The organism is Peribacillus phoenicis, assembly GCF_047238085.1.
Classification (GTDB): Bacteria; Bacillota; Bacilli; order Bacillales; family DSM-1321; genus Peribacillus.
Map to the genome: position 1 here is coordinate 4,006,328 of NZ_JBDFMF010000001.1, position 20,362 is coordinate 4,026,689.

A 20,362-nucleotide genomic window follows, 5' to 3' on the forward strand; every position below is an offset into this window, starting at 1 on the left:
CCGGTGCTTTAATAAATGGTGATACTCAATAACAGGCATTTTTCAATCTTCTTATTTAAGCACTTTCTAACCATCATTATAGCCCGTTATAGCAAGTATTACCTAGCTCTTTTCCAGTAACCTGCCTGTTTTTCCCATAAGAAAAAAGCTGCCTTAAGACAGCTCTTCGGCTTTTGCCTATATTTACTTTTTCATAACGGGGATCCATATTTCACTTCTAAATGTTGTTGAGGTTATGTCTTTATTTTCGTTCCAAAGGATTTCCGGCCCTTCTCTTTGTTCATAGTTAGAGGATGGAAACCATTCGGAATAAATACGTCCCCAAACATTTTGCAGTGTTTCAGGGAAGGGTCCGACTGCTTCGAATACAGCCCATGTAGATGCATCCACTTTCAGCTGTGTTAAGTTATCTGGACATTCCCTCGTTGTTGCTGCGCCGATATAATGATCAAGCTCCCCTTTTTCCTCAAACCTGCCTTCGGAAAAGTTCGCAGATGCACTAAGCAGCCCTAATGGCTCGACATTCGAAAGGTTTTTAAGTTCATTTATCGTTTTCTCGTCTAAACTTTTCCACATGGATGCAATCTCAGGATTAACCCCGTTAAAAATGATTGGAACTCTTTTTTTAATTCCAATTATGAGAAACTCCTCTTTTTCTTCAATTCGATAGTTCATTTCACTGCCTCCTTTAATGGATAATTGGAAGGACATCGGTGGATAAGCTTTAAGTGAATGGCCATTACTTCTCGCTTCAGATGGTGTGATGCCATGCAAATGTTGAAACGCTCTTGCAAAAGAGTCCGGTGAGCTGTATCCGTACTTTATCGCTATATCAATGACCTTTATGTTGTTATCTTTAAGCTCAAACGCTGCAAGTGTAAGTCGTCTTCGGCGGATATACTCGGATAGTGAAATACCTGCAAGGAAGGAAAACATTCTTTTAAAATGATACTCCGAGCAATAAGCTAGCCTTGCAACCTCTTTAAAGTCAATTTCGTTCGTAAGATTGTCTTCAATGAATTTAATGGCACCATTCATATTTTTGAGCAAATCCATTCAATGACCTCCCTTATATCAACAGAATAGCAGGAGTTGAAACTAATCATCCGACATTCTGTGCACGATTATGTAGGGTATAAACTGTTTCATTAGTTTAAGTACAAACCTTCACGATCTCTTATAGACTTTCAATAAAAAAGCAATTACTTCCTTTTACAAAAGTAATGAAAACTATCACACTGTAAGTCATTTTATTATTTCTATTTTTTATAAAGGACTACCTTTAAAACCAATCCGCAAAATATTTTTTAACGAACCTCTGTCATATATCGGTTATATAAATCATCACATTTTTCAAGGCATTCTAAATATAATTGTCTGATTTCTGATATAGGACATAGTTTTATGTAACTTTCATCTTTTATTATCCTAATTAGTGGGTTCATTTCGTAATAATAACTATATTCTTGGTTACCTTTATTTAAAATGCTTTTATATCTTTTTAAAATAGTTATATAAGCATCATCAATTAACCTATATTCACATTTGGCTCTTTCTTGTTTATAAAATGTTTCGATTTCTCTTGCGAAAAATTTACTTTCCGTAAAGAACGAAGAATTTACTGGAGAATAATAAAGATACTGATCTTGATAAGGTCTCTTACTAATCTGCATTCTATGCCAATTTTTCACTTCTTTATACCGATCTCCTAAAGCTTTATAATCATTTGATATCGTTTTGGTTTGGAGATTCGATACATATTGAAAAATAGCAGAATTATTTTCGTAGTCAGAAATAGTAGTTATAGAACACCAGCATATATAGTTATTATCTAATTTCCCAATAATGCAGACCTCTTGTTTGGGACTAATGTATATTTCAAAAGAGACTTCCTTATCATCTACTTTATAATTTGGAACTACACTATGTTTTTGCTTGATCAAATTAAATTTTTCCATTTTAATTCCTCTCATATCTTTTCGTAAATTTACTGTATTCCTGCATATTAGTCAGAATTTCCACTTCAGCTATTGCCCCTTTTGCTCTATAAGAAAAGAGCAATTCGTCACTGCCCCTTAGAGAACTTTCGCACCTGTTAAAAAAAATACTCTTATTGTTGTGATGGGGATTTACGGACTTTTTGCATAAATAGCTCTGGATTATCAATCTGATTAAAACCGTATTTTTTATATAATGAATGGGCATCATTAGTAGCTAACATAAACCTGCGAACCTCTTTTAGTTCGGAATGGTTGGTGATAACATCCATTAACCATTTTGATAATCCTAATTTACGATAGTCAGGTAATATAAACACATCGCAAAGGTACGCATGGGTTGCTAAATCGGTTATTACCCTTGCAAATCCAACTTGCTCAATATCTTCATTTCCTATTTCACCTTTATAAACCCCAAAACATAAGGTCGTATTTTCAATTGACTTTATTACTGTTTCCTTCGGTATACCCTTTGACCAGTAAGCTTCTTGATTCAAAAAATCATGTATTAAATCCACATCTAAATACTTTTTATTAGCGGAAATCGAAAAACCCTTAATACTCATTTTACATCCCCCTAACCTTTTTTAATTTTCTGTAATTATACCAAATCACTGATGCCGAAATGGTTAAAAGCTGCCTTAAATATAACTCTATCTTCAGCTAACGTACCAGTTAGTTAAGTAAGGTTTAAGGGTTTCTTGGAAGAATTTTAATACAACAAGTATAACTAAGTAATCCGAAACAAATATTATACATGTTGCAAAATCAAAGGAGGTGGCTAAAATGAAAGCACAACGAGCAGAAGAAATTGCTTCTTCACCAAATATGGTTAATGTAACCTATAATGAGGAAAGTATCTACATCGAGCACGTCGATGAACAAAATGGAACCGCTACAATCCATCCCCTTGATGATCCAAATAAAAAACAAAGTGTTTCTGTAACCAGCTTAAAGGAACAGTAATTTCCTCGATTCAATTAATAAACCTCCACTTTCGGGTGGTGGTTTATTGTTCGATTAAGTTCATTGAACAAGCACCACATCTTGTACAGCTTATATTCTTCCATAAAAGTAAAAAAAGCCAACATCAATTGTTGACTTGAATTCTAATAAAGTTAACAACCTGTTCAAAAAACGAATTGGCTAAGCAATCTTTACATTAATTAGCATTACTTATATATTTCATTTTCTAATATAATCACTTTATCCCCATTCGCTGCTTTCCCTATTTGTTTCGTATTTTCAACCAACCGAAAAATATTATCACAGCATTGTTTTGCACCTATAACTAATAATGGTACACCTATAAAATCAATTTTTAATGCTCTTGATAAATATCCCCCTATAGACATGGCAATAGGTACAGTTGGTGATGTATTGGAGAATACTATTTTTTCGTTAAAGTGAAATTTCTCTTCTAGTAGTAAAGTCAATTCTTTTAATGCCGGAACAACAAGTTTCTCTCTTTTATGTCCAATTGTATAAACTGAGTTGCCCTCTTCATCGGTCCCGCGAAAAATTAGCTTTCCAAATTCTTTTTTCGTCAATTTATTAAAATATTTTACATTTAATATTTCTTCCTTAGTTAGTTTTCTTTCCGATTGGGGTAATTGTTTTAAATGATATGCGGCAGCCATAGACGTGGTATGTGTACCCCCATAATCATTATAAATATACATCATGAAATCATCCCTAATAGTTTTTTAATACTATTATGGTCATATACTCCATTTCCAATTCAGTTGATTATTTTAGGGAAATATTCCGAATTCAGGAATATGACCTTGTTTCAAATAATCAAGTTGCCCTATCTAAAAACACGACCTTTTTGCAGTACTCGATTAGAATATTCCCGTCCTCGGATCATCAAGACCTAAAGGGTAAATAAATTAAAAGAGTACACCTATCAGTCATGAATGATAAGGGCACTCTTTTATTGTTTATTTTATTTATAAGCTGGGTATGTATAGACAGCAACGCCTCTGTTAGCCAGTCAGTGGGTTTCTTTAGTAACGAGTTCTAAAATCCTTCCAATCCTAGAGACGGGACAGAAAATTTTATTAGATTATCATTGATTTTTTCTTTTTTAATCGGGGCAGGCAATACTGTGCTCCTCACATCAGCGACCGTTTTAAGGTCAAAGGATTCTATTGCTTCCCCCTCTTGGTTCATGATTGAGAGAATTCCATCATTACTCGTTTTTAGGTTAGGTTGATCACTGATTAAATGAGTATAGTATAAGTCTTCGTTCAGCGTGTAGGAATGAGAGTAGTCCGCTGAATAAAGTTTGCTTTTTTTATCAATTTTGCCTGATTTAAAGTTTTCAAAGCCATAGTTGAATAAAAGCTTTGTATCAGAGTAGGCAACCTTGTCTGAAGGAGCTTTTAGAGTGACAGCAATCAATTCCTGTTCTCCTCTGGTGGCAGTAGAAATCAGGGTGTAGCCGGATTGACTGACGAAACCGGTTTTCCCTCCGGTTATTCCCTTATAGGGGAGTTCGCCTTTTAACATTTTATGATGGGTAATTAGAGTTGTGTCCCATGTTTCCACTTCCCATGGTAAATCCATCCTCCCAAAATACTCACGGAAAGTTTCATTTTTCATTGCATATTGGGTAATTTTAGCAAGGTCACTAGCTGTAGTTACATGGTCTTTGTCAAACAATCCATGGGGGTTCGTAAAATGAGTATCGGTGACGTTTACTTCTGTTCTTAAAAACTCATTCAAATCTTCCATGAAAAGTTTTTCACTGCCGGACATATGCTCGGCAATTGCGATGGCTGCATCATTTCCGGAGTTGATTAGCATTCCTGCAATTAATTTGGAAAGCTCTATTTCCTCCCCAGGTTCAATAAATACCGAAGAACCGTCTGCCTTAGCTGCTTTCTTGCTAACAGTCACTAGTTCGTTCTTATCGCCGTGTTCTATAGCATATATAGCCGTGGCAACTTTCGTTAGACTGGCTGGATACATACTTTTATTCATGTTTTTTTCGTATAATACTTTTCCACTTTTCGCATCAATAATGATCCCGGCGTCACTATTGAGAGGTAAGTCAGATTCTGCACTTACAGTCGTAGAGGCGAAAGGGATTAAAGCCAAAATGAAGATGATGAAAAACTTTTTCATATGCCGCTCCTTTGATGATAGTTAAATCCTATATAGTCATAATAAAATAAATCTGAATGTTTAGAGTTGATTTATTGAAAGTGAAATACAAAAGTAATTACCCCTTAATAATTTTGGAAACATTTCGGGTAATGTTCTTCATTTTCTTTCCTGAAATAACTTTATAAGGGTTGTGACCCTTTTAGTGGAGACTTCATTTCCCCCCCTTTCAAATGTTTTTTTTTGTAAATCACTAAATCTTTTCATGAAAAAACCCTCCAAACTGAAGGGCTCAGACTGAAGACAAACTCGATGAAGAACAAGTTTGTCTCAATTTTTATTTAGGTTATAAAACCTGGAACGTCGATTTCCACTCCAGGCACTCGCTTTCCGCGGGCGGTCCGGGAGCCTCCTCGGCGCTTTTGCGCCTGCGGGGTCTCCCCTTGACGCGCTTTTCCCGCAGGAGTCTCGTACACCCGCTCCAATCAACTTTGTTTTGAAATTTAGATAAAACCTAACTCACACCTTCAATCTGAAGGGCTAGTTACTTTATAGGTGTTAAAATTCTGTTATGTTTTCATTTTCATTCCTATTAACACACATTCCACTTTTACAATCGGTTTTCTTGATAATATAAATATAATGGTTACAGGTATGACTAATAAAACATAATATTGGTCACTTTCTTTGATCCAATCATAAATAAATGAGTTATAAACATATTCCAGAAAAAACATATGAAAAAGATAAATAGCTAATGTAATGGACCCTATTTCAGTAAAAAATGTATGCTTTTTAGGAACAATACAGAAAAAACAATAAGTTGCTGCTCCCATAACTAAATAAACGATCAACTTATATATAAAACCGAGGGCAATGGAGCCTCCCATTAATTCCTCATAACCTAAACGGCCATAAAACCACTCCCTCCAAGTGGTTTCCCCATAGAAATAGATACCGGTAAAGATTAAACCCAGTACAGCCCAGCCTATTAGGGCATTACTTTTCTTTTTAACCCATTCAAAATGATTTTTTTCTAAAAAATGTCCAACTAAAAAGAAAGGAAAGAAAAAGAACGTTCTCGACAAACTTAACCATTCATTCACTTCACCAAAGTAACCAATTATTAGAGATACAATTATTGAAAAAACGATTCCATATTTCCTAGACGAAAATATAAACAATAATATATTCCAGCAGAATAAGCTTATTAGGAACCATAAGGCCCATCTTGGAGTCATAATTGTGAATTCAATTGGTTCATCAAATAACTTTTGATAATAGAAGGTATAAATCACCTGGAATATTACATAGGGAATTAATATTTTCTTAATTAGCCCCCAGAGGTCCTTTTTACTTTTTATCTTTCTTGAAAAATAACCGGATACTAAAATAAAAGCTGGCATATGGAATGAAAAAATAAACAAATACATAGTTAAAATCCATTCGTTTTCTTCCACCATTCTAGCTAATGTGTGTCCCAAAACAACTAGTACGATTAAAACAGCTTTTGCATTATCAAAATATGGATCACGCTTCATGAATTCTTACCCCCTATAAAGAAACTACTAGTTATATCTTCTAATCCTGAATTATGGTTTGATTGAAAAAGCCGGCTTTCCTCTAATATAGGATTGCCGGCTTTTTACTTAAGGAACTTCTTTGGAGTATCTACCATATCATAGCTTGTTTACAGTATAGTTAATGGAAAATAACAGTTTGATAACAGAGACTTAAACAAAAAACTCCACCCACCAATTGGCTTATGGCGCTAACGCACCCGTTAATGACTTGCCGCAGCGAACAATCACTTCCAAATTCAAATCCCAAGCAGTTCCATACGTTTTCGCCTTACCAAAACGGGTAGTGTATTATATAAGCATGAGTATGATAACGTCTCTCTATAGGAGGAATGTTCATGAATCCGGTCATTTTATTTGATGGTGAATGCAATTTTTGCGATTCGAGTGTCCAGTTCATTATAAAGCGGGATCCGCAGGGGCTTTTTCATTACGCTTCGCTTCAAAGTGAGGCGGGACAAGAGTTGCTGAAGAAGTATAATGTTCCTGCAGATATAGATAGCATGGTCCTGATCGAAAGGGATAAGGCCTACTATAAATCGTCTGCAGCCTTGAGGATTTGCCGCCGCTTAAAAGGGGCATGGAAGTTGCTTTACGGCTTCATCATCGTTCCAAGCTTCATCCGGAACATCGTTTATGATTTCATTGCCAGGAACCGTTACAGATGGTTCGGAAAGAAAGAAGAAAGCTGTATGCTGCCGTCGCCAAGTGTTCGAAAGCGCTTTTTATAAATAGACTTGTAAACATTAATGTTAATTTAATTAATGACCGTGGAGAAATAGTTCGCACTTAGGGGAAGAAAATCAGGAAAAGGCTAATCAAACATCTTCAGAAGTTTGGGTAAAGGAGCAGATAATATTAATAGCAGTTGCCAATGAAAACCCGGAAATTAATTTTAGATACACTTTATACCTCTTTATCGGGAAGTAAACAATTTAAATCGAAGCCCCAAACTGCCATATTAAGCTCGGAATGAAAACACAGATGGAAAAGGTATTTAATTTTCTGCTTTCGTTATGGCTTAGATTATCTCTTTATTGGCATTCTATAACGTAAAAAAGGTAATTCAGCTGAATTACCTTTTTTTACGTTATAGAGTTTCCGGTAAGGCTCTTTAACGAATGTGGTTGGTACACATTAAAGAACAATATTTATGAAGTGTGTTTATATAATTGTTAAGGGTGAGTTATTATTTGCTCAACTTTATTAAGAGTACTAGCATTACTTGGAATAAATTGAGCAGTTAATTGATAGTCTCCTTTTGAAAGCAACTTCGAATTAATTCTTATAGTATACTCCCATGTGTCTCCTTTATTAAAATCTTTTTTATGTTTTTTAGTCGGTTGAGATTCAACAGTAATGATATTCCCCTCTTTAATTGTACTATTCGTTATTGTTTTGAATTCTACGTCTATTTCATTACCTGTAGCAAATTGCAAATTAAAGTTCTTATTTGTATTATTGGTAATTTTATAAGTAAAACTCTCATAGTCTTTTGTTGTCAATTGATGTTCCAGGGATTGTTCGACGTTAAGATCGAGTTTATTGTTCTTTTTATCAATTTGAGCAATGTAGTAGTAATAGGCAAATATTATTAATGAAACAATCACAATACCAATAATGAACTTTCGCACAAGATACCCCCTTCCAAATGTTGAACATTACTTGTTTTATTCTCTCTTTTTTGTTACTCTAACTATTTATTTAGTAACTTTTCACACTGCTTATAGGAGGATTGTCCGCGTAGTCTTTACCCGTTCCTGTAGAAATTCCGTATGAAAAACCTCCTGAGCCACCACCAATAGATGGAGTTATCGTTGTGAAAGCATGAGAATATTCTACTGTTGCTTGTAAAGGTCCATTGTTTTTACTTGAAGCAGATTTAGGTAGATAAATATATTGAGTGAATTTCCCTATATCATCATGTGATCCAGCACGTAGATCTACTTTCCAAGACATACCCGCTTTTAAAGAAGGTTTAAAAACAGTAACAGTTTCAGTAATAGGAATTGCACCATAATAAGTATGAGATAATTTACTTGTAGATTTATACCAAGCGTTATCAGTCCAGGCTAGAGCAAAAAGATCCACGTACCGATTTTTTGGCATGCTATTCCAATTATAACTACCATTTATTTTAAACTGTTTTTCATTACTATTCTTAATTCCAAGATAAGACGCACTTACTTTTAGAGTAATACTTCCACCATTCTTTAAATTTTGAGCTTGTACATCCCCACTAATTTCATCTTCCGGCACAAATGTATAAGTAGTTTCAGAATAGTCAGGATTCATTGCTCCTTCAGATATAAACTCTTTCAATTCTTCATTAGTTGTTCCATCAATAGCTTCTTCTGACCAACCAGCTTCAGTTAGAAATGCCAATTCTTCTTCGGTTAATTCATCTTGTTTCGAATCTGTTTGGATGTTATCTGGATTGTACGGTTCTACATATTGAGAGATAGAAGGATCAACATTTACCAAATTATATTTTTTTTGATTTTCTAGTGTTGTAGCGTAGTCTTTTAATTTTGTGCGCATTTCTTTATTATCAAGGTTTGCATTTTGTGACCAAAGAAGGGCTGCAGCTCCTGAAACATATGAGGCAGCTATAGAAGTACCACTTGCTGTTATATGATCGCCATTTAAATCTAAAGTTTGGATATTTACTCCCGGGGCAACCAATTCTAATTGATCGCTATAATTAGACAGTGAACTCATTTGATTATAGAAGTCTGAGGCTCCAACACCAATTACATTATCATAGGCAGCCGGATAAGTAACTTTTTCAGTCCCCTCATTTCCAACTGAAGAAATCATTAAGACTCCTTGATCATAAGCTTTATCAATTACATTTTTCAATATTTCAGATTCTTTAATACCACCGAAGCTCATGTTTATAATATTGATATCTTCTTCAATTGCCCACTCAATTCCTTCAATTATATCACTATATTGTCCTGTACCATTTTGATCAAGTACTTTCCCAACATACAATTTAACATCTGGAGCTACTCCGTGGAATCCAGAATTTTCATATGAAGTTGCAATTATACTAGATACTGCTGTTCCATGACCGTTTAAATCTATAACATCTTCTTCACTATCTATAAATGAAGCTTGCTTTTCTATTACTATCCCAGATTGATTAGAAATCCCGGTGTCTAAAATTGCAAGTTAATGCCTTTTCCAGTTATACCATTTTCATGAGCTTTATCAGCATTAATTCGTTTTGTTCCCCAACTATATCCATTTTCAAGATATGTTTCTCCATTTAAAGGAGTAGATTGTACCGTTACATCTTCTTCAATCAGTTTTACATTTGGATTTTTCTTTATTTTATATAATTCATCAGCTGTTAATGATGCTTTTGCAGTCTTAAAATGCTTGTATTTCCCTTTGATTTTCCCTCCCTCTTTTTCAATTAATTTAGTATCCAATTTTTTATTAAACTCTACTAAATAGTTCTTTTCGCTTTGATTCTTTGCTTTACTTACACGCGGCTGTGAAAAAAATGAAAATATTAAGATAAAAACCGCAATAAATGAAATGATTTTTTTCAACTAACACATCTCCAGTTCAAATTTTTTATTTAAATATTGTATATCAAAAGCAACACCGGATATATTTTACCACAATTTAAATAATTTGGTATATTTTACTCATTTTATTTTAATTATCGTTTGAAATGATGGTCAATAATTAGTTAAATTAAATTTTCCTAAATAACTAATTAGCCAAAAAACAGTAGGAAAAATTGTATGATATAACAAAAGCAATCAATACTGAAATTTCATTGATAATAGCAAATAACTTAATTGCTGCTACACATTGGTCTAGCAGGTTTCAAGCAAAAAAGTGTGCGGATAGTCATACCCAATCTAAAGGATTGCCTCATTTATAATGACTTAATCTTGTTTCACATCTTCTCACAGATTTGGAACAGGTATTTTAACGGGTCTATAATGAAAATCAATACTTTCCTATAACAGAGGCGCTAATAAACAAAAAAGGACGATCGGCAATCATTGCTTTTCGTCCTTTTCATTGTGTAAATGTGGAGTATCTCCATAAATGATTGGCCGTAGGATGCGCCATCATTTCGAGCCCTTTGTTTTCCGCCAGGTGCAGGGGTTCCCAGTCTAGGTCATCTGCCTCCTTGAGGTAGACTTCGTGATGCGGTGCCTGATCATGATAGCCGGCTATATTGATTTCGCCATTTCGGTAAAAGGTCCCGATCATTTTATAATCCACGGCAGGAGAAATGATGATTGGGTTGCCTACAGAGTGTGTCAGCTGGATGGTCGTTTTTTCATGATTGGATAATACGCGCTTCACCTCAATGTCTTCATCCGAGGCCACTCCTTCCTCGAGGAAATCGCCATCATGATTGTAGGCTTCACTTTTCCCGACCGCTTTGGAAAATTCAATCTCGGCTTTGCTTTCCTTTTCGTGAATATACACATCGACTCTAGTCCGGAAACGGGGTGATTCAGGATCAAATCCGCGATTGTCACCTTTAAAAAAGGGAACCTTCGATGCAAGATTGGGGTTTTTCAGCCACTCTTCCGGTAAAAAGGTGGTATAGCGCAGCTGCCAATTTCTTTTCTTTTTACCGTCCACATCGTTTTCAACTGGCTGTAAAAGCTTTTTTACAGGCCCAATCTTTTTCGTATTCGTTATTTCCTCGATCGCAGCCTGTGCTTGGGATGAACCTTTTTTTACGGCTCCGACAATACTCGCTACAAGGGATTTCACGGCATAGGACTCCTGCTCTGACCGCGGAAGGGGCCGCTTTGCTTTAATGGTATATGTGTATTCCTGATCTTCACTAATACTCCGATCACTGAAGGAACATCCACCCACTTTCCCGATATCCACGCCGTTTCGGTAAATCGTATACTCTTTTATTCCTTTGATGGGCTCCCATTCCAGGCTGGCTTGGCCTCTTGCGACAATCGTGGTGAATACCAAATCCAAAAGGATATTATCTTCTTTTTTATTCTCGGCGGTCGTTGATGTTTGTATTTTCATCCTGTTCACTGCCTGTTCTTTTTCATTCAAGCTATCTATCGTGTACGTATAGATGGTTCCTGGAGTCAGGCCCCTATCTGCAATCTTCGGCTCCGAGCCGCTGTAAATCAGCTCTCGCCCCCTGAATACCCGATAGTAACCGCCTTCATCAGGCCAAATAAGCTTTATGGAATCTTCTTTCCGTTCGATCTTACACATCAATGAAGCCGTTTTGAATACCGCTTGATGCTTCCTCTTATTGGAAATGAGATAAGCAATTCCCGCAAGACCAAGAGCAAGCAATGAATGCCTTGCAGTGAATGTAACTCCGCCTACTTTTAAACGGGGAAATGGATAATGGGCAATCAACTTCTTCATCACCTCTTTCTTTTCTAGGTGTTATTTCTTTACCCACTTTAATCTCCAAGCACACTTTGCAATGTGCTATGGAGGACAACTTACTTGCTGGCATAAAAAAACCGAGGGAATGGTACTCCCTCGGTCATTTATAAGTTTCACTGGATTATATTTTAACGGCGGCTTTTTTCCCCGCCCTTGCGTCCTGCTTCTTCACGGCTCATTTTTCCATCATTGGAACCGTCAGAGCTGCCGTTGCCATCTCGTTGATTGGCCCGTGCCTCTCCGCCTTTTTCGCCGATTTCCTGATAGAATTCCTTGCCATGACTGTCGGATGTCGCTTCTCCGCCTTTTTGGCCAATCTCTTGATAGAATTCCTTATCATGATTTTCGGATGTTGCTTCTCCGCCTTTTTGGCCAATCTCTTGATAGAATTCCTTATCATGATTTTCGGATGTTGCTTCTCCGCCTTTTTGGCCAATCTCTTGATAGAATTCCTTATCATGATTTTTTGCTGTTGTTTCTCCACCTTTACGTCCTGCTTCTTCACGACTCATTTTCTCATTGTTGTTAGCCATTAAAAATTCCTCCTTATTATTTGGATTTTTCATGTACTAGCTACATATGACATGTACCCGCTTGAACAGCTATAAAACTAGATTCAGCTAAAAACTTCAGGTTGTTTTTTAGCGGCGACTTTTTTCCTCGCCATTAAGTCCTGCTTTTCCCTGCTCATTTTTCAATCATCGGACCCATCACGTTGATTGGCTCTAGCCTCTCCGCCTTTTTTGCCAATTTCCTGATAGAAATCCTTATCATGATTTTCGGAAGTGGCCTCTCCGCCTTTTTGACCAATCTCTTGGAAAAATTCCTTATCATGATTTTTTGCCGTCGCTTCCCCGCCTTTGCGGCCAGCTTCTTCCCTGCTCATTTTTTCATTGTTGTTAGTCATTAAAACTCCTCCTTATTATTTGGATTTTTTATGAACTAGCTACAGTTTTATGTATACCCGATAGTTTAGATATAAAACTAGAATCTATTAAAACTTTTCCATTTCAAAAGGAAAAGCATCATGAATGATATCACTCATGATGCTTCCTAACCTACTTGGGAATCCCTTCTCGCAGGCGATTTGGCAGCTCTACAAGGGTTTCATTCAAAGTATCCAATTTCGTTTCAATTCTATGAAGCAAATAAAGGGTAACAATGATTGGGAACCCAATATCACTGACAAATGGCAGAATTTGATCCACTTTTTATTCACCTCACTTCAAGTGTGTCCAACAAAGATGACCTTCCCGTTCGTTAAATAAGTTCCACTTCCTCCACATTCCGCTCGACAAGGCGCGCTACCTTCAAATCGACCAAATTCCCGGAGGATGTAACGAACACATTCCCCGTAATGATTTTTTCCATTGCCTGTTTAACCGTGTTTACTCCGACCGGCTCCTTCGGATTATCAACGGAAATCGTCGCTGACTTTCCTTCCGCTGTAACGAAAATCAATTCCAATACTTTAGCCATTTCTAATCACCTCCCCCTCTTCCGACATCTTTCAAAAAACCAATTAGCCAATCAAAGAATACGTATCCACCCTGGTCACTTCACCCATTGGATAATTCTGTACACTTGCGATTGCAACTGCTGTCGAAAACAACTGGTCCGCCGTCGCCTCGACCCTGATGTTTGAAAATGTCCTCCGCTTGAAAACGAGAGCCCCTTTTTCATTTAACCCCGTCTGAAAATCGATCCGCAATGTACTTGATACTGGAATTTGATTTGCCATATCACTCACCCCCTTTCACACTCTATATAAACTTTTACAGGGATGAAAGTAGCATGGCTTGAAACTTTTTCAGGGAAACGCATAAAAAGCTCCCCATCATTTGGGCAGCTCTATATCAGTATTTTTAACTTTAGGCTCTTTTCGTAAAGATTGTTGTTTTTAAAACGAAACTATTTAAGGTTGATTGGAGCGGAAGTGCGAGACTCCTGCGGGAGCAGCGGGACAGGTGAGACCCCACAGGCGTTTACGCCGAGGAGGCTCACCGCCCGCCCCGCGGAAAGCGAGCTTCTGGAGGGGAAATCAACCACACCGCACTACTTAGTAAATAGCAACAAAGTATGCGAAAACAGCTTAACTTTAAAACCATATCCACATTTTATTACCGGAATTTTAATTATCTACTCAGCAATTGTCTTCTTCTCTCACCAAAAAATCTTTCTCAATTATTAACGGTTTTTCTACAAAATTAATTCTTCTCATTATTTGTTGTATTACTCTCGGGAAAAAGTAAGCTCCAAAGAAAGCACAGACAAAAGCCTGTGACCAAGTTTTTAACCATGTAGATAGGAATATATGATCATAACCCCTATTTATTGAGACTAATATAAATGAAATAAAAAAGGACATACTAAATGCCATTAAAAATGCAAAAATAATTTTTCTGTATTTAACGTTAATATTCATTATTTTTCTACTTCAACTCCTATTTTAATAATTTTAGGTTCCTTGATATTTTTAATTTTCTGTTGTTCTGTTCCCAACTATATTTTATTTCTTCCATTTACATTAGTAAAACCAATTTTTATAATAGATCTATTAGAATTGCTAATACAAAGGGGTTTGTGAGATTGAATTCGTATTATGCTTTTATCAAAACCATAGAAACAGGCAGTTTTACAAAAGCGGCTGAAGAACTAGGCTATACGCAGTCTGCCATTAGCCAAATGGTGCATTCATTAGAGGAAGAGCTTTCCACCACTCTTATTTTACGTTCTCGAAAGGGTATTACACTGACACCGGATGGCGAGGAATTTTTGCCATATATCAGGAAGATTTGTAATTCACATAGGGAACTGACTGAAAAGCATAAAGAGATGGAGGGACTGCAAAGCGGCCTTATTCGAATTGGCACCTTTTCCAGTGTTACATGTCATTGGATACCAGGATTGATCAAGGATTTTAAGGAACTTTATCCAACTGTACATTTCGAATTACATCAAGGAAATTATACGGAAATCTCAAACTGGATTAAAGAAGGCAGCGTAGACTTTGGCTTTGTGAATTCAAATGTTTCGGATTTAACTACGATTCCCTTGCAAAAAGATAAAATGGTGGCTGTAATGCCAGTAAATCACCCTTTAGCATCATCCACTGTAGTCTCCTTGGAGGAATTACTAAAAGATCCTTATATTCTGTTGGATGAGGGAGTTATAAATGAACCATTAATAATTTTTAAACAGTACAATTTTGAACCTGATACACAATACCGAGTATATGATCCTTATGCGATTATGTCGATGATTGAACAAGAGCTTGGCATTTCGATTTTACCGAAACTGCTCTTACATAAATGTCCCTATAATATTGTAACGAAAAGCATCTCTCCTTCTATTATCCGAACCATTACTTTGGCGTATAAGGATAAAAGGGTATTGCCAATAGCAAGCAGGTATTTTATTGACTTTATTATTGAAAGGTATAGGGAAGTTTAATAAAAATTAATGAAGAGAGTTCCTAACCTCTCCGAATGTTTATCCTTGAACTTTTTGCTTTACTAAATAAAACCTCTTAACTCTGTTGCTGAAGAAATCCTGAGCCTTATCCCGCCCTGGTTGCTTGTTTCATAAATCCTGGAATTTCACTATCGCTTTTGCTTTTCATCTTATTTTCTCTTTAAAGTATTTTTTTATAACTGACATTTTTGGTGCGAAGATCAATTGCAGTTGGCTTTAAATGGCACGTCAAATTCGCCTTTTCTGGGAAATAATAATCACGAAAGGAAGTGGATGTTGATGTCATTAGAATGGTTTGACAGAGTAAGCGGGGAATTGCAGGATCATCTTAAATCAATTTGTGAGAAATACGACCGCAATGGCAGTATGATCGTGGAGCGCGGGTCTAAGCATCCACGCATCGAGTTTTATACAGAGCTGGAAGACGATGAGAGGGATTATTTTTCCTCGCTGTTTTTTGATCCGTATAATGAAGAATTTTATATGGAATCATTCGATCCGGATTTAGGGCAGATCAGCAAGGTCATCCTCTCGGATATTGAAGATATCGTCGATGCTGTCCATGAGAGCTTCCATAACTATTTGGAAGCGGATGATGATGATGATGATTACGATTATGCATACGAAATGGATATGGATGATGATAATGATGATTTGCATGATCCAGAAAGCGACGATTCCGAAATATACGAAATCGATGTAGATTGGGAAACGCCTGAAGTGACCGCCTATATCCAGGATAATGAAGTCGAGGTCTCCTATCAATTCGGTATCGTCCAGGAAACAGGTGATGGTGTGCTGAAACGGATCAATCGGATTCGGACAGCGGATGATGACCTGATAAAGGATGAAACGAATTTCATTTTCAGCAAGGAAGAAGCAAGCACGATCATCGCCATGATAGCCAGTCATATGGATTCACTTAGTGAAATGGAATAAAACCAACAAAACCTTGTCCATGATCATCATGGACAAGGTTTTATCATATAATAATCAGTTCATATACCTCTGATAATTGCGTGACCCGTTCCGTATCACTAGCTTCCTTCGCATGTTTAATTTCCTGAGGAAGAATATGGTTAAGGAGACTGGCTTCTTTACCGGATAGTTTATTGACGAGTTCTTCTTCAGAATGAAAATGTCCGCTTTTGATTTTATTATAAATTTCCTGCGCTTCAGGATATTGGTCCGTATAGTTAGACAATATCTCACGTAAGTAACCAATCGTACGATCCATCAAACCATCCCTCTCGAATGTTAAATTTTTGCTTACATGCTATACCTTCCCCCATTTTTTGATGATAAATTCCTAAAAAAAAGATATCCAAGTCATGGATATCCCTAATCAGTCTTCCTCCCAAAATAAATCATCCAATGTGCGTGATAATGCTTTACAAATTCCGACACATAAACTTAATGAGGGATTATACTTTCCGGATTCAATCAATCCTATCGTTTGCCTTGATACGCCGACAATCTTGGCCAATTCTTCTTGTGACAAGTCCTTTTCTACTCTGGCAAGCTTCAGTTTTATATTTTTCAAGGGAAAGCACCTACTATTTCTTATAATCTTAGCTATTCTTCATTCCGATTTTCTTCGCCAGCAAGTATATACCGCCAAAAAACAGAAGTAAAATCGGCAAATAGATCATAACGGATACAAACGATACCAATACAAAATACCATACACCCTGGGAACTGCTATCCGCATAGGATACAGCACTATTCACGCCCATGAATATAGCGATGATAGGTGCTAAAGCAACCGTCCAAAGAACCGTCTTCCTGCTCATCGGTGTTTTGCTGTTGCGGTCATGCATCTCCACCTCATCCCAGAATACACCTAAGAAAATGGAACGAGCTAAGTAATACAGCCCTCCCGCAACAAGGATCGCGAATTCCAGATATAACTCCCCGCTGCCTGCACCATATTTATATAGTTTGAAAAGTGCACTCACCAGGCAAATGGCCAAAATGACGTAATACATTTCTTTATAAATCTTATTTCTTACATTCTCAACCCGCTCATCCGTGATCTTTTTCGTTCGTTTGAATAGATTCATCTTTGATCGACCTCCAATAATTCCATCGCTTACCCTTATTATATGATTTATTTAACTTTTTGCAACATATATATTACATTTTATAATTTATAAATTACAATATGTATAAAAAAGGTACCCATACATCAGTATGGATACCTCACTAGCCTTATTTAGGGTTTTACTCGTAGTTTTTGGGGATTTACTCGTGAATTCTAGGCTTTTACTCGTGAGTTTTGGAGATTTACTCGTGAATTTCAAGCTTTTACTCGTGAGTTTTGGAGATTTACTCGTGAATTTCAAGCTTTTACTCGTGAATTTTGGAGATTTACTCGTGAGTTTCAAGCTTTTACTCGTGAATTCACCATTTTATATAATGCCAAACCAGGTATAGAGGGCAATGATGACAAAGACAGCCAATGATTTTATGATGGTGATCATGAATATGCTTCCATACGATTGTCTATGCGTTAATCCTGTGACGGCAAGCAGGGTGATGACGGCTCCGTTATGCGGAAGTGTATCCATGCCGCCTGATGCCATAGCGACTACACGGTGCATCACTTCAGGCGAGATATTGGCCGCGGCGATTGCTTGATTATATTTATCAGCCATTGCGCTTAATGCAATACCCATTCCCCCGGAGGCCGATCCTGTTATGCCTGCAAGTGCACTAGTGGTGACAGCACCGTTGACAAGCGGATTCGAGAATACACCTGATATTCCATCACTGATTTTCGCAAATCCTGGAAGGGCAGCTATGACTCCGCCGAAGCCATATTCCGAACCGGTGTTCATGACGGCAAGCAATGAGCCGCCAATACTGTTGTTCAGTCCTTCTTTCATGTTTTTCGTCACTCGTTTCCAATCATAGGCAAGGGCTGTGATGATCCCGACGATCAGTGCAATCTCCACCGACCAGATTGCAGCATTGGCCGCTACATCAACAGAATAATCTTCTAACCCCATTGCGGAAAAATCAAATCCATCAGGATACCATTTCGGTATGGCTTTAGACAGATAATTATTCATGATCGCAACCAACCCAAGCGGAACGAATGCTAAAATCTGCCGTAATACAGTTTGGTTTGAATGTAAATCAGGAGCGGTCTCCCCTTTTTCCTGTTCAGGACCAGCGGCATTTTCCGCAGCAAACCCATAATACCCTTCCCCTACTTTTTTGGCTCTTCTCTTTCTGCTTTCCAAGTAGGCCAATCCAACCGATAAGACAAAGATGGCGCCTATGATTCCAAGGATTGGAGCCGCATAAATGTTTGTACCAAAGAAGGACGTAGGAATGACATTTTGAATTTGGGGAGTTCCCGGCAAAGCATCCATCGTGAACGTGAAAGCCCCAAGTGCGATGGTAGCCGGCATAAGTCTTTTAGGAATGTCGGCTTGCTTGAACAATTGAACGGCAAATGGATAAATGGCGAAAACCGCAACAAATAAACTCACGCCGCTATAGGTTAAAATCGCACCCAAAAGGACTATCGTCAGCATCGCTTGTTTGGCACCAATCAAGCGGACGATCGTCTTCGCAATCGATTCGGCGATTCCCGACATTTCGATGATCTTCCCGAATATGGCCCCTAATAAAAAGACGGGAAAATAGTTTTTTATGAAAATGACCATCTTTTCCATGAATACGCCGGAATAGAACGGCAAAACATTACCCAGGTCAATGAAGAAGACCGGTAAAAGTGCAAAGATAGGTGCAAATAAAATGACAGAATAGCCGCGGTACGCTGCAAACATCAATAGCCCCAGCGCCAGCAATATAATCATTAAGTCCATGAAGATCCCCCTAAACATTTATTCCAAGTTTGAATAATTTCCCCAAACTAGTCAAAAATACGCCAAAAGTGAACCTCTCTGCCAAATTTAAATTTGTCAGAAAGGTTCACCTTTATTTTTCTTATAATTATTGATTATTGAGCTGTATAGCCACCGTCAATGACAACTGCTTGACCTGTTACGCTTTTCGCTTTATCGCTTGCCAGGAACAATGCATAATCAGCAATTTCACTAACATCCAATAAACGTTTTTGAGGCACCAATGGAAGAAGGACTTCTGCCAATACATCTTCAATCGGAACATTACGTGTTTTCGCCAGATCTGCCATTTGTCCTCGTACAAGCGGAGTATCCACATATCCAGGGCATAAAGCATTAACCGTAATACCGTGTTCTGCACCTTCCAAAGCAGCAACTTTCGTTAAACCGATCACTCCGTGTTTCGCGCTGTTGTAAGCCGCTTTACCTGCGAATCCGATAACACCGTTAATGGAAGAGACGTTAATGATGCGGCCGAAACCTTGTTCTTTCATGATCGGGAACACGGCTTTAGTTAGAATGAACGGCGCTGTCAGCATGATTTTTATCATCAATTCGTATTTAGCCGTCGGGAAATCTTCGATTGGTGATACATGCTGCAGCCCGGCATTGTTAATCACGATGTCAACCGAACCGTATGTTTCTTTAGCTTCCTTCACCATATTTACGATATCTTCTTCTTTTGTTACATCGGCTTTGATTCCAATTGAATCGAAACCAAGTTTTTTCAATGATTCCGCAGCATCTTTCACCGATTCTTCATTAATGTCGGAAAGAACCACTTTGGCTCCACTTTCAGCGAAATGCTTACCAATTTCAAATCCAATACCGCGAGCAGAACCTGTAATAATAACGACTTTATTTTCAACCATGATGAATTCCTCCTAGAGTAGATTAATTTATTGTA

The 20,362-nt window shown here is 37.3% G+C and carries 24 protein-coding genes and 1 pseudogene; 4 read left to right on the forward strand and 21 right to left on the reverse strand.

From position 1 onward, the window contains the following. Positions 1 to 183: 183 nt before the first annotated feature. The 3 genes from ABC374_RS19625 to ABC374_RS19635 all read right to left on the reverse strand — a co-directional run bounded on the left by ABC374_RS19625 (position 184) and on the right by ABC374_RS19635 (position 2,563). Positions 184 to 1,056, reverse strand: coding sequence for an AraC family transcriptional regulator (locus tag ABC374_RS19625; protein ID WP_413019494.1), 873 nt, complete (start codon positions 1,054 to 1,056; stop codon positions 184 to 186). A 251-nt stretch (positions 1,057 to 1,307) separates the two neighbouring features. Next, the gene (locus tag ABC374_RS19630) at positions 1,308 to 1,958 is read right to left on the reverse strand and encodes a hypothetical protein (protein ID WP_350299971.1); all 651 of its coding nucleotides are present in this window, start codon (positions 1,956 to 1,958) and stop codon (positions 1,308 to 1,310) included. A gap of 152 nt (positions 1,959 to 2,110) precedes the next feature. Continuing rightward, on the reverse strand, positions 2,111 to 2,563 hold the full coding sequence (locus ABC374_RS19635) for a GNAT family N-acetyltransferase (RefSeq protein ID WP_350299972.1): 453 nt from the start codon (positions 2,561 to 2,563) through the stop codon (positions 2,111 to 2,113). A 220-nt stretch (positions 2,564 to 2,783) separates the two neighbouring features. Between ABC374_RS19635 and ABC374_RS19640 the strand changes: the two genes are divergently transcribed. Next, positions 2,784 to 2,963, forward strand: a complete 180-nt coding sequence (locus tag ABC374_RS19640) for a small acid-soluble spore protein H (RefSeq protein ID WP_101223203.1) — start codon at positions 2,784 to 2,786, stop codon at positions 2,961 to 2,963. A gap of 206 nt (positions 2,964 to 3,169) precedes the next feature. On the opposite strand, the gene ABC374_RS19645 is transcribed toward ABC374_RS19640, so the two are convergent. The 3 genes from ABC374_RS19645 to ABC374_RS19655 form a co-directional block, all read right to left on the reverse strand. After that, positions 3,170 to 3,682, reverse strand: coding sequence for a DUF3189 family protein (locus ABC374_RS19645; RefSeq protein WP_350299973.1), 513 nt, complete (start codon positions 3,680 to 3,682; stop codon positions 3,170 to 3,172). Positions 3,683 to 4,019: 337 nt separating this feature from the next. Further along, the gene (locus ABC374_RS19650; RefSeq protein ID WP_413019495.1) at positions 4,020 to 5,129 is read right to left on the reverse strand and encodes a D-alanyl-D-alanine carboxypeptidase family protein; all 1,110 of its coding nucleotides are present in this window, start codon (positions 5,127 to 5,129) and stop codon (positions 4,020 to 4,022) included. A 548-nt stretch (positions 5,130 to 5,677) separates the two neighbouring features. After that, entirely contained in the window at positions 5,678 to 6,649 is a 972-nt protein-coding gene (locus ABC374_RS19655; RefSeq protein WP_413019496.1) for an acyltransferase family protein, read from the reverse strand. Between the two features lie 377 nt (positions 6,650 to 7,026). On the opposite strand from ABC374_RS19655, the gene ABC374_RS19660 reads away from it, so the two are divergent. After that, on the forward strand, positions 7,027 to 7,419 hold the full coding sequence (locus ABC374_RS19660) for a thiol-disulfide oxidoreductase DCC family protein (protein WP_350299976.1): 393 nt from the start codon (positions 7,027 to 7,029) through the stop codon (positions 7,417 to 7,419). A 444-nt stretch (positions 7,420 to 7,863) separates the two neighbouring features. On the opposite strand, the gene ABC374_RS19665 is transcribed toward ABC374_RS19660, so the two are convergent. From ABC374_RS19665 to ABC374_RS19710, 10 genes and pseudogenes are all read right to left on the reverse strand, one after another. Next, positions 7,864 to 8,322: a hypothetical protein gene (locus tag ABC374_RS19665; protein ID WP_350299977.1), complete on the reverse strand. Its 459-nt coding sequence runs from the start codon at positions 8,320 to 8,322 to the stop codon at positions 7,864 to 7,866. 70 nt (positions 8,323 to 8,392) lie between these two features. After that, positions 8,393 to 9,859: a S8 family peptidase gene (locus ABC374_RS19670; protein WP_413020403.1), complete on the reverse strand. Its 1,467-nt coding sequence runs from the start codon at positions 9,857 to 9,859 to the stop codon at positions 8,393 to 8,395. Beyond that, on the reverse strand, positions 9,853 to 10,251 hold the full coding sequence (locus ABC374_RS19675) for a protease inhibitor I9 family protein (RefSeq protein WP_413019497.1): 399 nt from the start codon (positions 10,249 to 10,251) through the stop codon (positions 9,853 to 9,855). The genes ABC374_RS19670 and ABC374_RS19675 overlap by 7 nt, the downstream gene beginning before the upstream one ends. 481 nt (positions 10,252 to 10,732) lie before the next feature. After that, positions 10,733 to 12,079, reverse strand: coding sequence for a DUF3238 domain-containing protein (locus ABC374_RS19680; RefSeq protein ID WP_413019498.1), 1,347 nt, complete (start codon positions 12,077 to 12,079; stop codon positions 10,733 to 10,735). Positions 12,080 to 12,231: 152 nt separating this feature from the next. After that, positions 12,232 to 12,636 carry a KGG domain-containing protein gene (locus ABC374_RS19685; protein WP_413019499.1) on the reverse strand — a complete coding sequence of 135 codons (405 nt, stop codon included), beginning with the start codon at positions 12,634 to 12,636 and terminating at the stop codon, positions 12,232 to 12,234. 176 nt (positions 12,637 to 12,812) lie between these two features. Further along, positions 12,813 to 13,010: pseudogene (locus tag ABC374_RS19690) on the reverse strand (KGG domain-containing protein); the annotation flags it as partial. A gap of 151 nt (positions 13,011 to 13,161) precedes the next feature. Then, on the reverse strand, positions 13,162 to 13,311 hold the full coding sequence (locus ABC374_RS19695; RefSeq protein ID WP_101223211.1) for a YvrJ family protein: 150 nt from the start codon (positions 13,309 to 13,311) through the stop codon (positions 13,162 to 13,164). A gap of 52 nt (positions 13,312 to 13,363) precedes the next feature. Continuing rightward, a complete protein-coding gene (locus ABC374_RS19700) occupies positions 13,364 to 13,582 on the reverse strand; it encodes a DUF2922 domain-containing protein (protein ID WP_350299981.1) in 219 nt (72 codons plus the stop codon). Between the two features lie 43 nt (positions 13,583 to 13,625). Further along, positions 13,626 to 13,844 (reverse strand): DUF1659 domain-containing protein, encoded by a 219-nt coding sequence (locus ABC374_RS19705; RefSeq protein WP_350299982.1) that lies wholly within the window; start codon positions 13,842 to 13,844, stop codon positions 13,626 to 13,628. A 402-nt stretch (positions 13,845 to 14,246) separates the two neighbouring features. After that, the gene (locus tag ABC374_RS19710) at positions 14,247 to 14,528 is read right to left on the reverse strand and encodes a DUF2798 domain-containing protein (protein WP_350299983.1); all 282 of its coding nucleotides are present in this window, start codon (positions 14,526 to 14,528) and stop codon (positions 14,247 to 14,249) included. Positions 14,529 to 14,692: 164 nt separating this feature from the next. Between ABC374_RS19710 and ABC374_RS19715 the strand changes: the two genes are divergently transcribed. Both ABC374_RS19715 and ABC374_RS19720 read left to right on the forward strand, forming a co-directional pair. Beyond that, positions 14,693 to 15,556: a LysR family transcriptional regulator gene (locus ABC374_RS19715; RefSeq protein WP_413019500.1), complete on the forward strand. Its 864-nt coding sequence runs from the start codon at positions 14,693 to 14,695 to the stop codon at positions 15,554 to 15,556. Positions 15,557 to 15,856: 300 nt separating this feature from the next. Then, entirely contained in the window at positions 15,857 to 16,516 is a 660-nt protein-coding gene (locus tag ABC374_RS19720) for a hypothetical protein (protein ID WP_413019501.1), read from the forward strand. A gap of 43 nt (positions 16,517 to 16,559) precedes the next feature. Here ABC374_RS19720 and ABC374_RS19725 read toward each other — a convergent pair whose 3' ends face one another. The 5 genes from ABC374_RS19725 to ABC374_RS19745 form a co-directional block, all read right to left on the reverse strand. Beyond that, the gene (locus ABC374_RS19725) at positions 16,560 to 16,814 is read right to left on the reverse strand and encodes a sigma-G-dependent sporulation-specific acid-soluble spore protein CsgA (RefSeq protein ID WP_101223217.1); all 255 of its coding nucleotides are present in this window, start codon (positions 16,812 to 16,814) and stop codon (positions 16,560 to 16,562) included. Between the two features lie 108 nt (positions 16,815 to 16,922). Next, positions 16,923 to 17,120 (reverse strand): helix-turn-helix transcriptional regulator, encoded by a 198-nt coding sequence (locus ABC374_RS19730; protein ID WP_034309784.1) that lies wholly within the window; start codon positions 17,118 to 17,120, stop codon positions 16,923 to 16,925. A 28-nt stretch (positions 17,121 to 17,148) separates the two neighbouring features. After that, positions 17,149 to 17,640, reverse strand: a complete 492-nt coding sequence (locus ABC374_RS19735; protein WP_413019502.1) for a DUF6773 family protein — start codon at positions 17,638 to 17,640, stop codon at positions 17,149 to 17,151. A 348-nt stretch (positions 17,641 to 17,988) separates the two neighbouring features. Then, entirely contained in the window at positions 17,989 to 19,416 is a 1,428-nt protein-coding gene (locus tag ABC374_RS19740; RefSeq protein WP_413019503.1) for a GntP family permease, read from the reverse strand. A 134-nt stretch (positions 19,417 to 19,550) separates the two neighbouring features. Next, positions 19,551 to 20,327: a 3-hydroxybutyrate dehydrogenase gene (locus ABC374_RS19745; RefSeq protein WP_101223220.1), complete on the reverse strand. Its 777-nt coding sequence runs from the start codon at positions 20,325 to 20,327 to the stop codon at positions 19,551 to 19,553. Positions 20,328 to 20,362 lie beyond the last annotated feature (35 nt).

What these genes read in the sequence shown, in the direction of transcription:
- ABC374_RS19710 (WP_350299983.1), bottom strand. Translation starts at nt 14,528, where the DNA reads ATGAATATTAACGTTAAATACAGAAAAATTATTTTTGCATTTTTAATG.
- ABC374_RS19735 (WP_413019502.1), bottom strand. Translation starts at nt 17,640, where the DNA reads ATGAATCTATTCAAACGAACGAAAAAGATCACGGATGAGCGGGTTGAG.
- ABC374_RS19655 (WP_413019496.1), bottom strand. Translation starts at nt 6,649, where the DNA reads ATGAAGCGTGATCCATATTTTGATAATGCAAAAGCTGTTTTAATCGTA.
- ABC374_RS19720 (WP_413019501.1), top strand. Translation starts at nt 15,857, where the DNA reads ATGTCATTAGAATGGTTTGACAGAGTAAGCGGGGAATTGCAGGATCAT.
- ABC374_RS19630 (WP_350299971.1), bottom strand. Translation starts at nt 1,958, where the DNA reads ATGGAAAAATTTAATTTGATCAAGCAAAAACATAGTGTAGTTCCAAAT.
- ABC374_RS19685 (WP_413019499.1), bottom strand. Translation starts at nt 12,636, where the DNA reads ATGGCTAACAACAATGAGAAAATGAGTCGTGAAGAAGCAGGACGTAAA.
- ABC374_RS19625 (WP_413019494.1), bottom strand. Translation starts at nt 1,056, where the DNA reads ATGGATTTGCTCAAAAATATGAATGGTGCCATTAAATTCATTGAAGAC.
- ABC374_RS19725 (WP_101223217.1), bottom strand. Translation starts at nt 16,814, where the DNA reads ATGGATCGTACGATTGGTTACTTACGTGAGATATTGTCTAACTATACG.
- ABC374_RS19740 (WP_413019503.1), bottom strand. Translation starts at nt 19,416, where the DNA reads ATGGACTTAATGATTATATTGCTGGCGCTGGGGCTATTGATGTTTGCA.
- ABC374_RS19640 (WP_101223203.1), top strand. Translation starts at nt 2,784, where the DNA reads ATGAAAGCACAACGAGCAGAAGAAATTGCTTCTTCACCAAATATGGTT.
- ABC374_RS19645 (WP_350299973.1), bottom strand. Translation starts at nt 3,682, where the DNA reads ATGATGTATATTTATAATGATTATGGGGGTACACATACCACGTCTATG.
- ABC374_RS19660 (WP_350299976.1), top strand. Translation starts at nt 7,027, where the DNA reads ATGAATCCGGTCATTTTATTTGATGGTGAATGCAATTTTTGCGATTCG.
- ABC374_RS19635 (WP_350299972.1), bottom strand. Translation starts at nt 2,563, where the DNA reads ATGAGTATTAAGGGTTTTTCGATTTCCGCTAATAAAAAGTATTTAGAT.
- ABC374_RS19745 (WP_101223220.1), bottom strand. Translation starts at nt 20,327, where the DNA reads ATGGTTGAAAATAAAGTCGTTATTATTACAGGTTCTGCTCGCGGTATT.
- ABC374_RS19680 (WP_413019498.1), bottom strand. Translation starts at nt 12,079, where the DNA reads ATGAAGAAGTTGATTGCCCATTATCCATTTCCCCGTTTAAAAGTAGGC.
- ABC374_RS19650 (WP_413019495.1), bottom strand. Translation starts at nt 5,129, where the DNA reads ATGAAAAAGTTTTTCATCATCTTCATTTTGGCTTTAATCCCTTTCGCC.
- ABC374_RS19705 (WP_350299982.1), bottom strand. Translation starts at nt 13,844, where the DNA reads ATGGCAAATCAAATTCCAGTATCAAGTACATTGCGGATCGATTTTCAG.
- ABC374_RS19700 (WP_350299981.1), bottom strand. Translation starts at nt 13,582, where the DNA reads ATGGCTAAAGTATTGGAATTGATTTTCGTTACAGCGGAAGGAAAGTCA.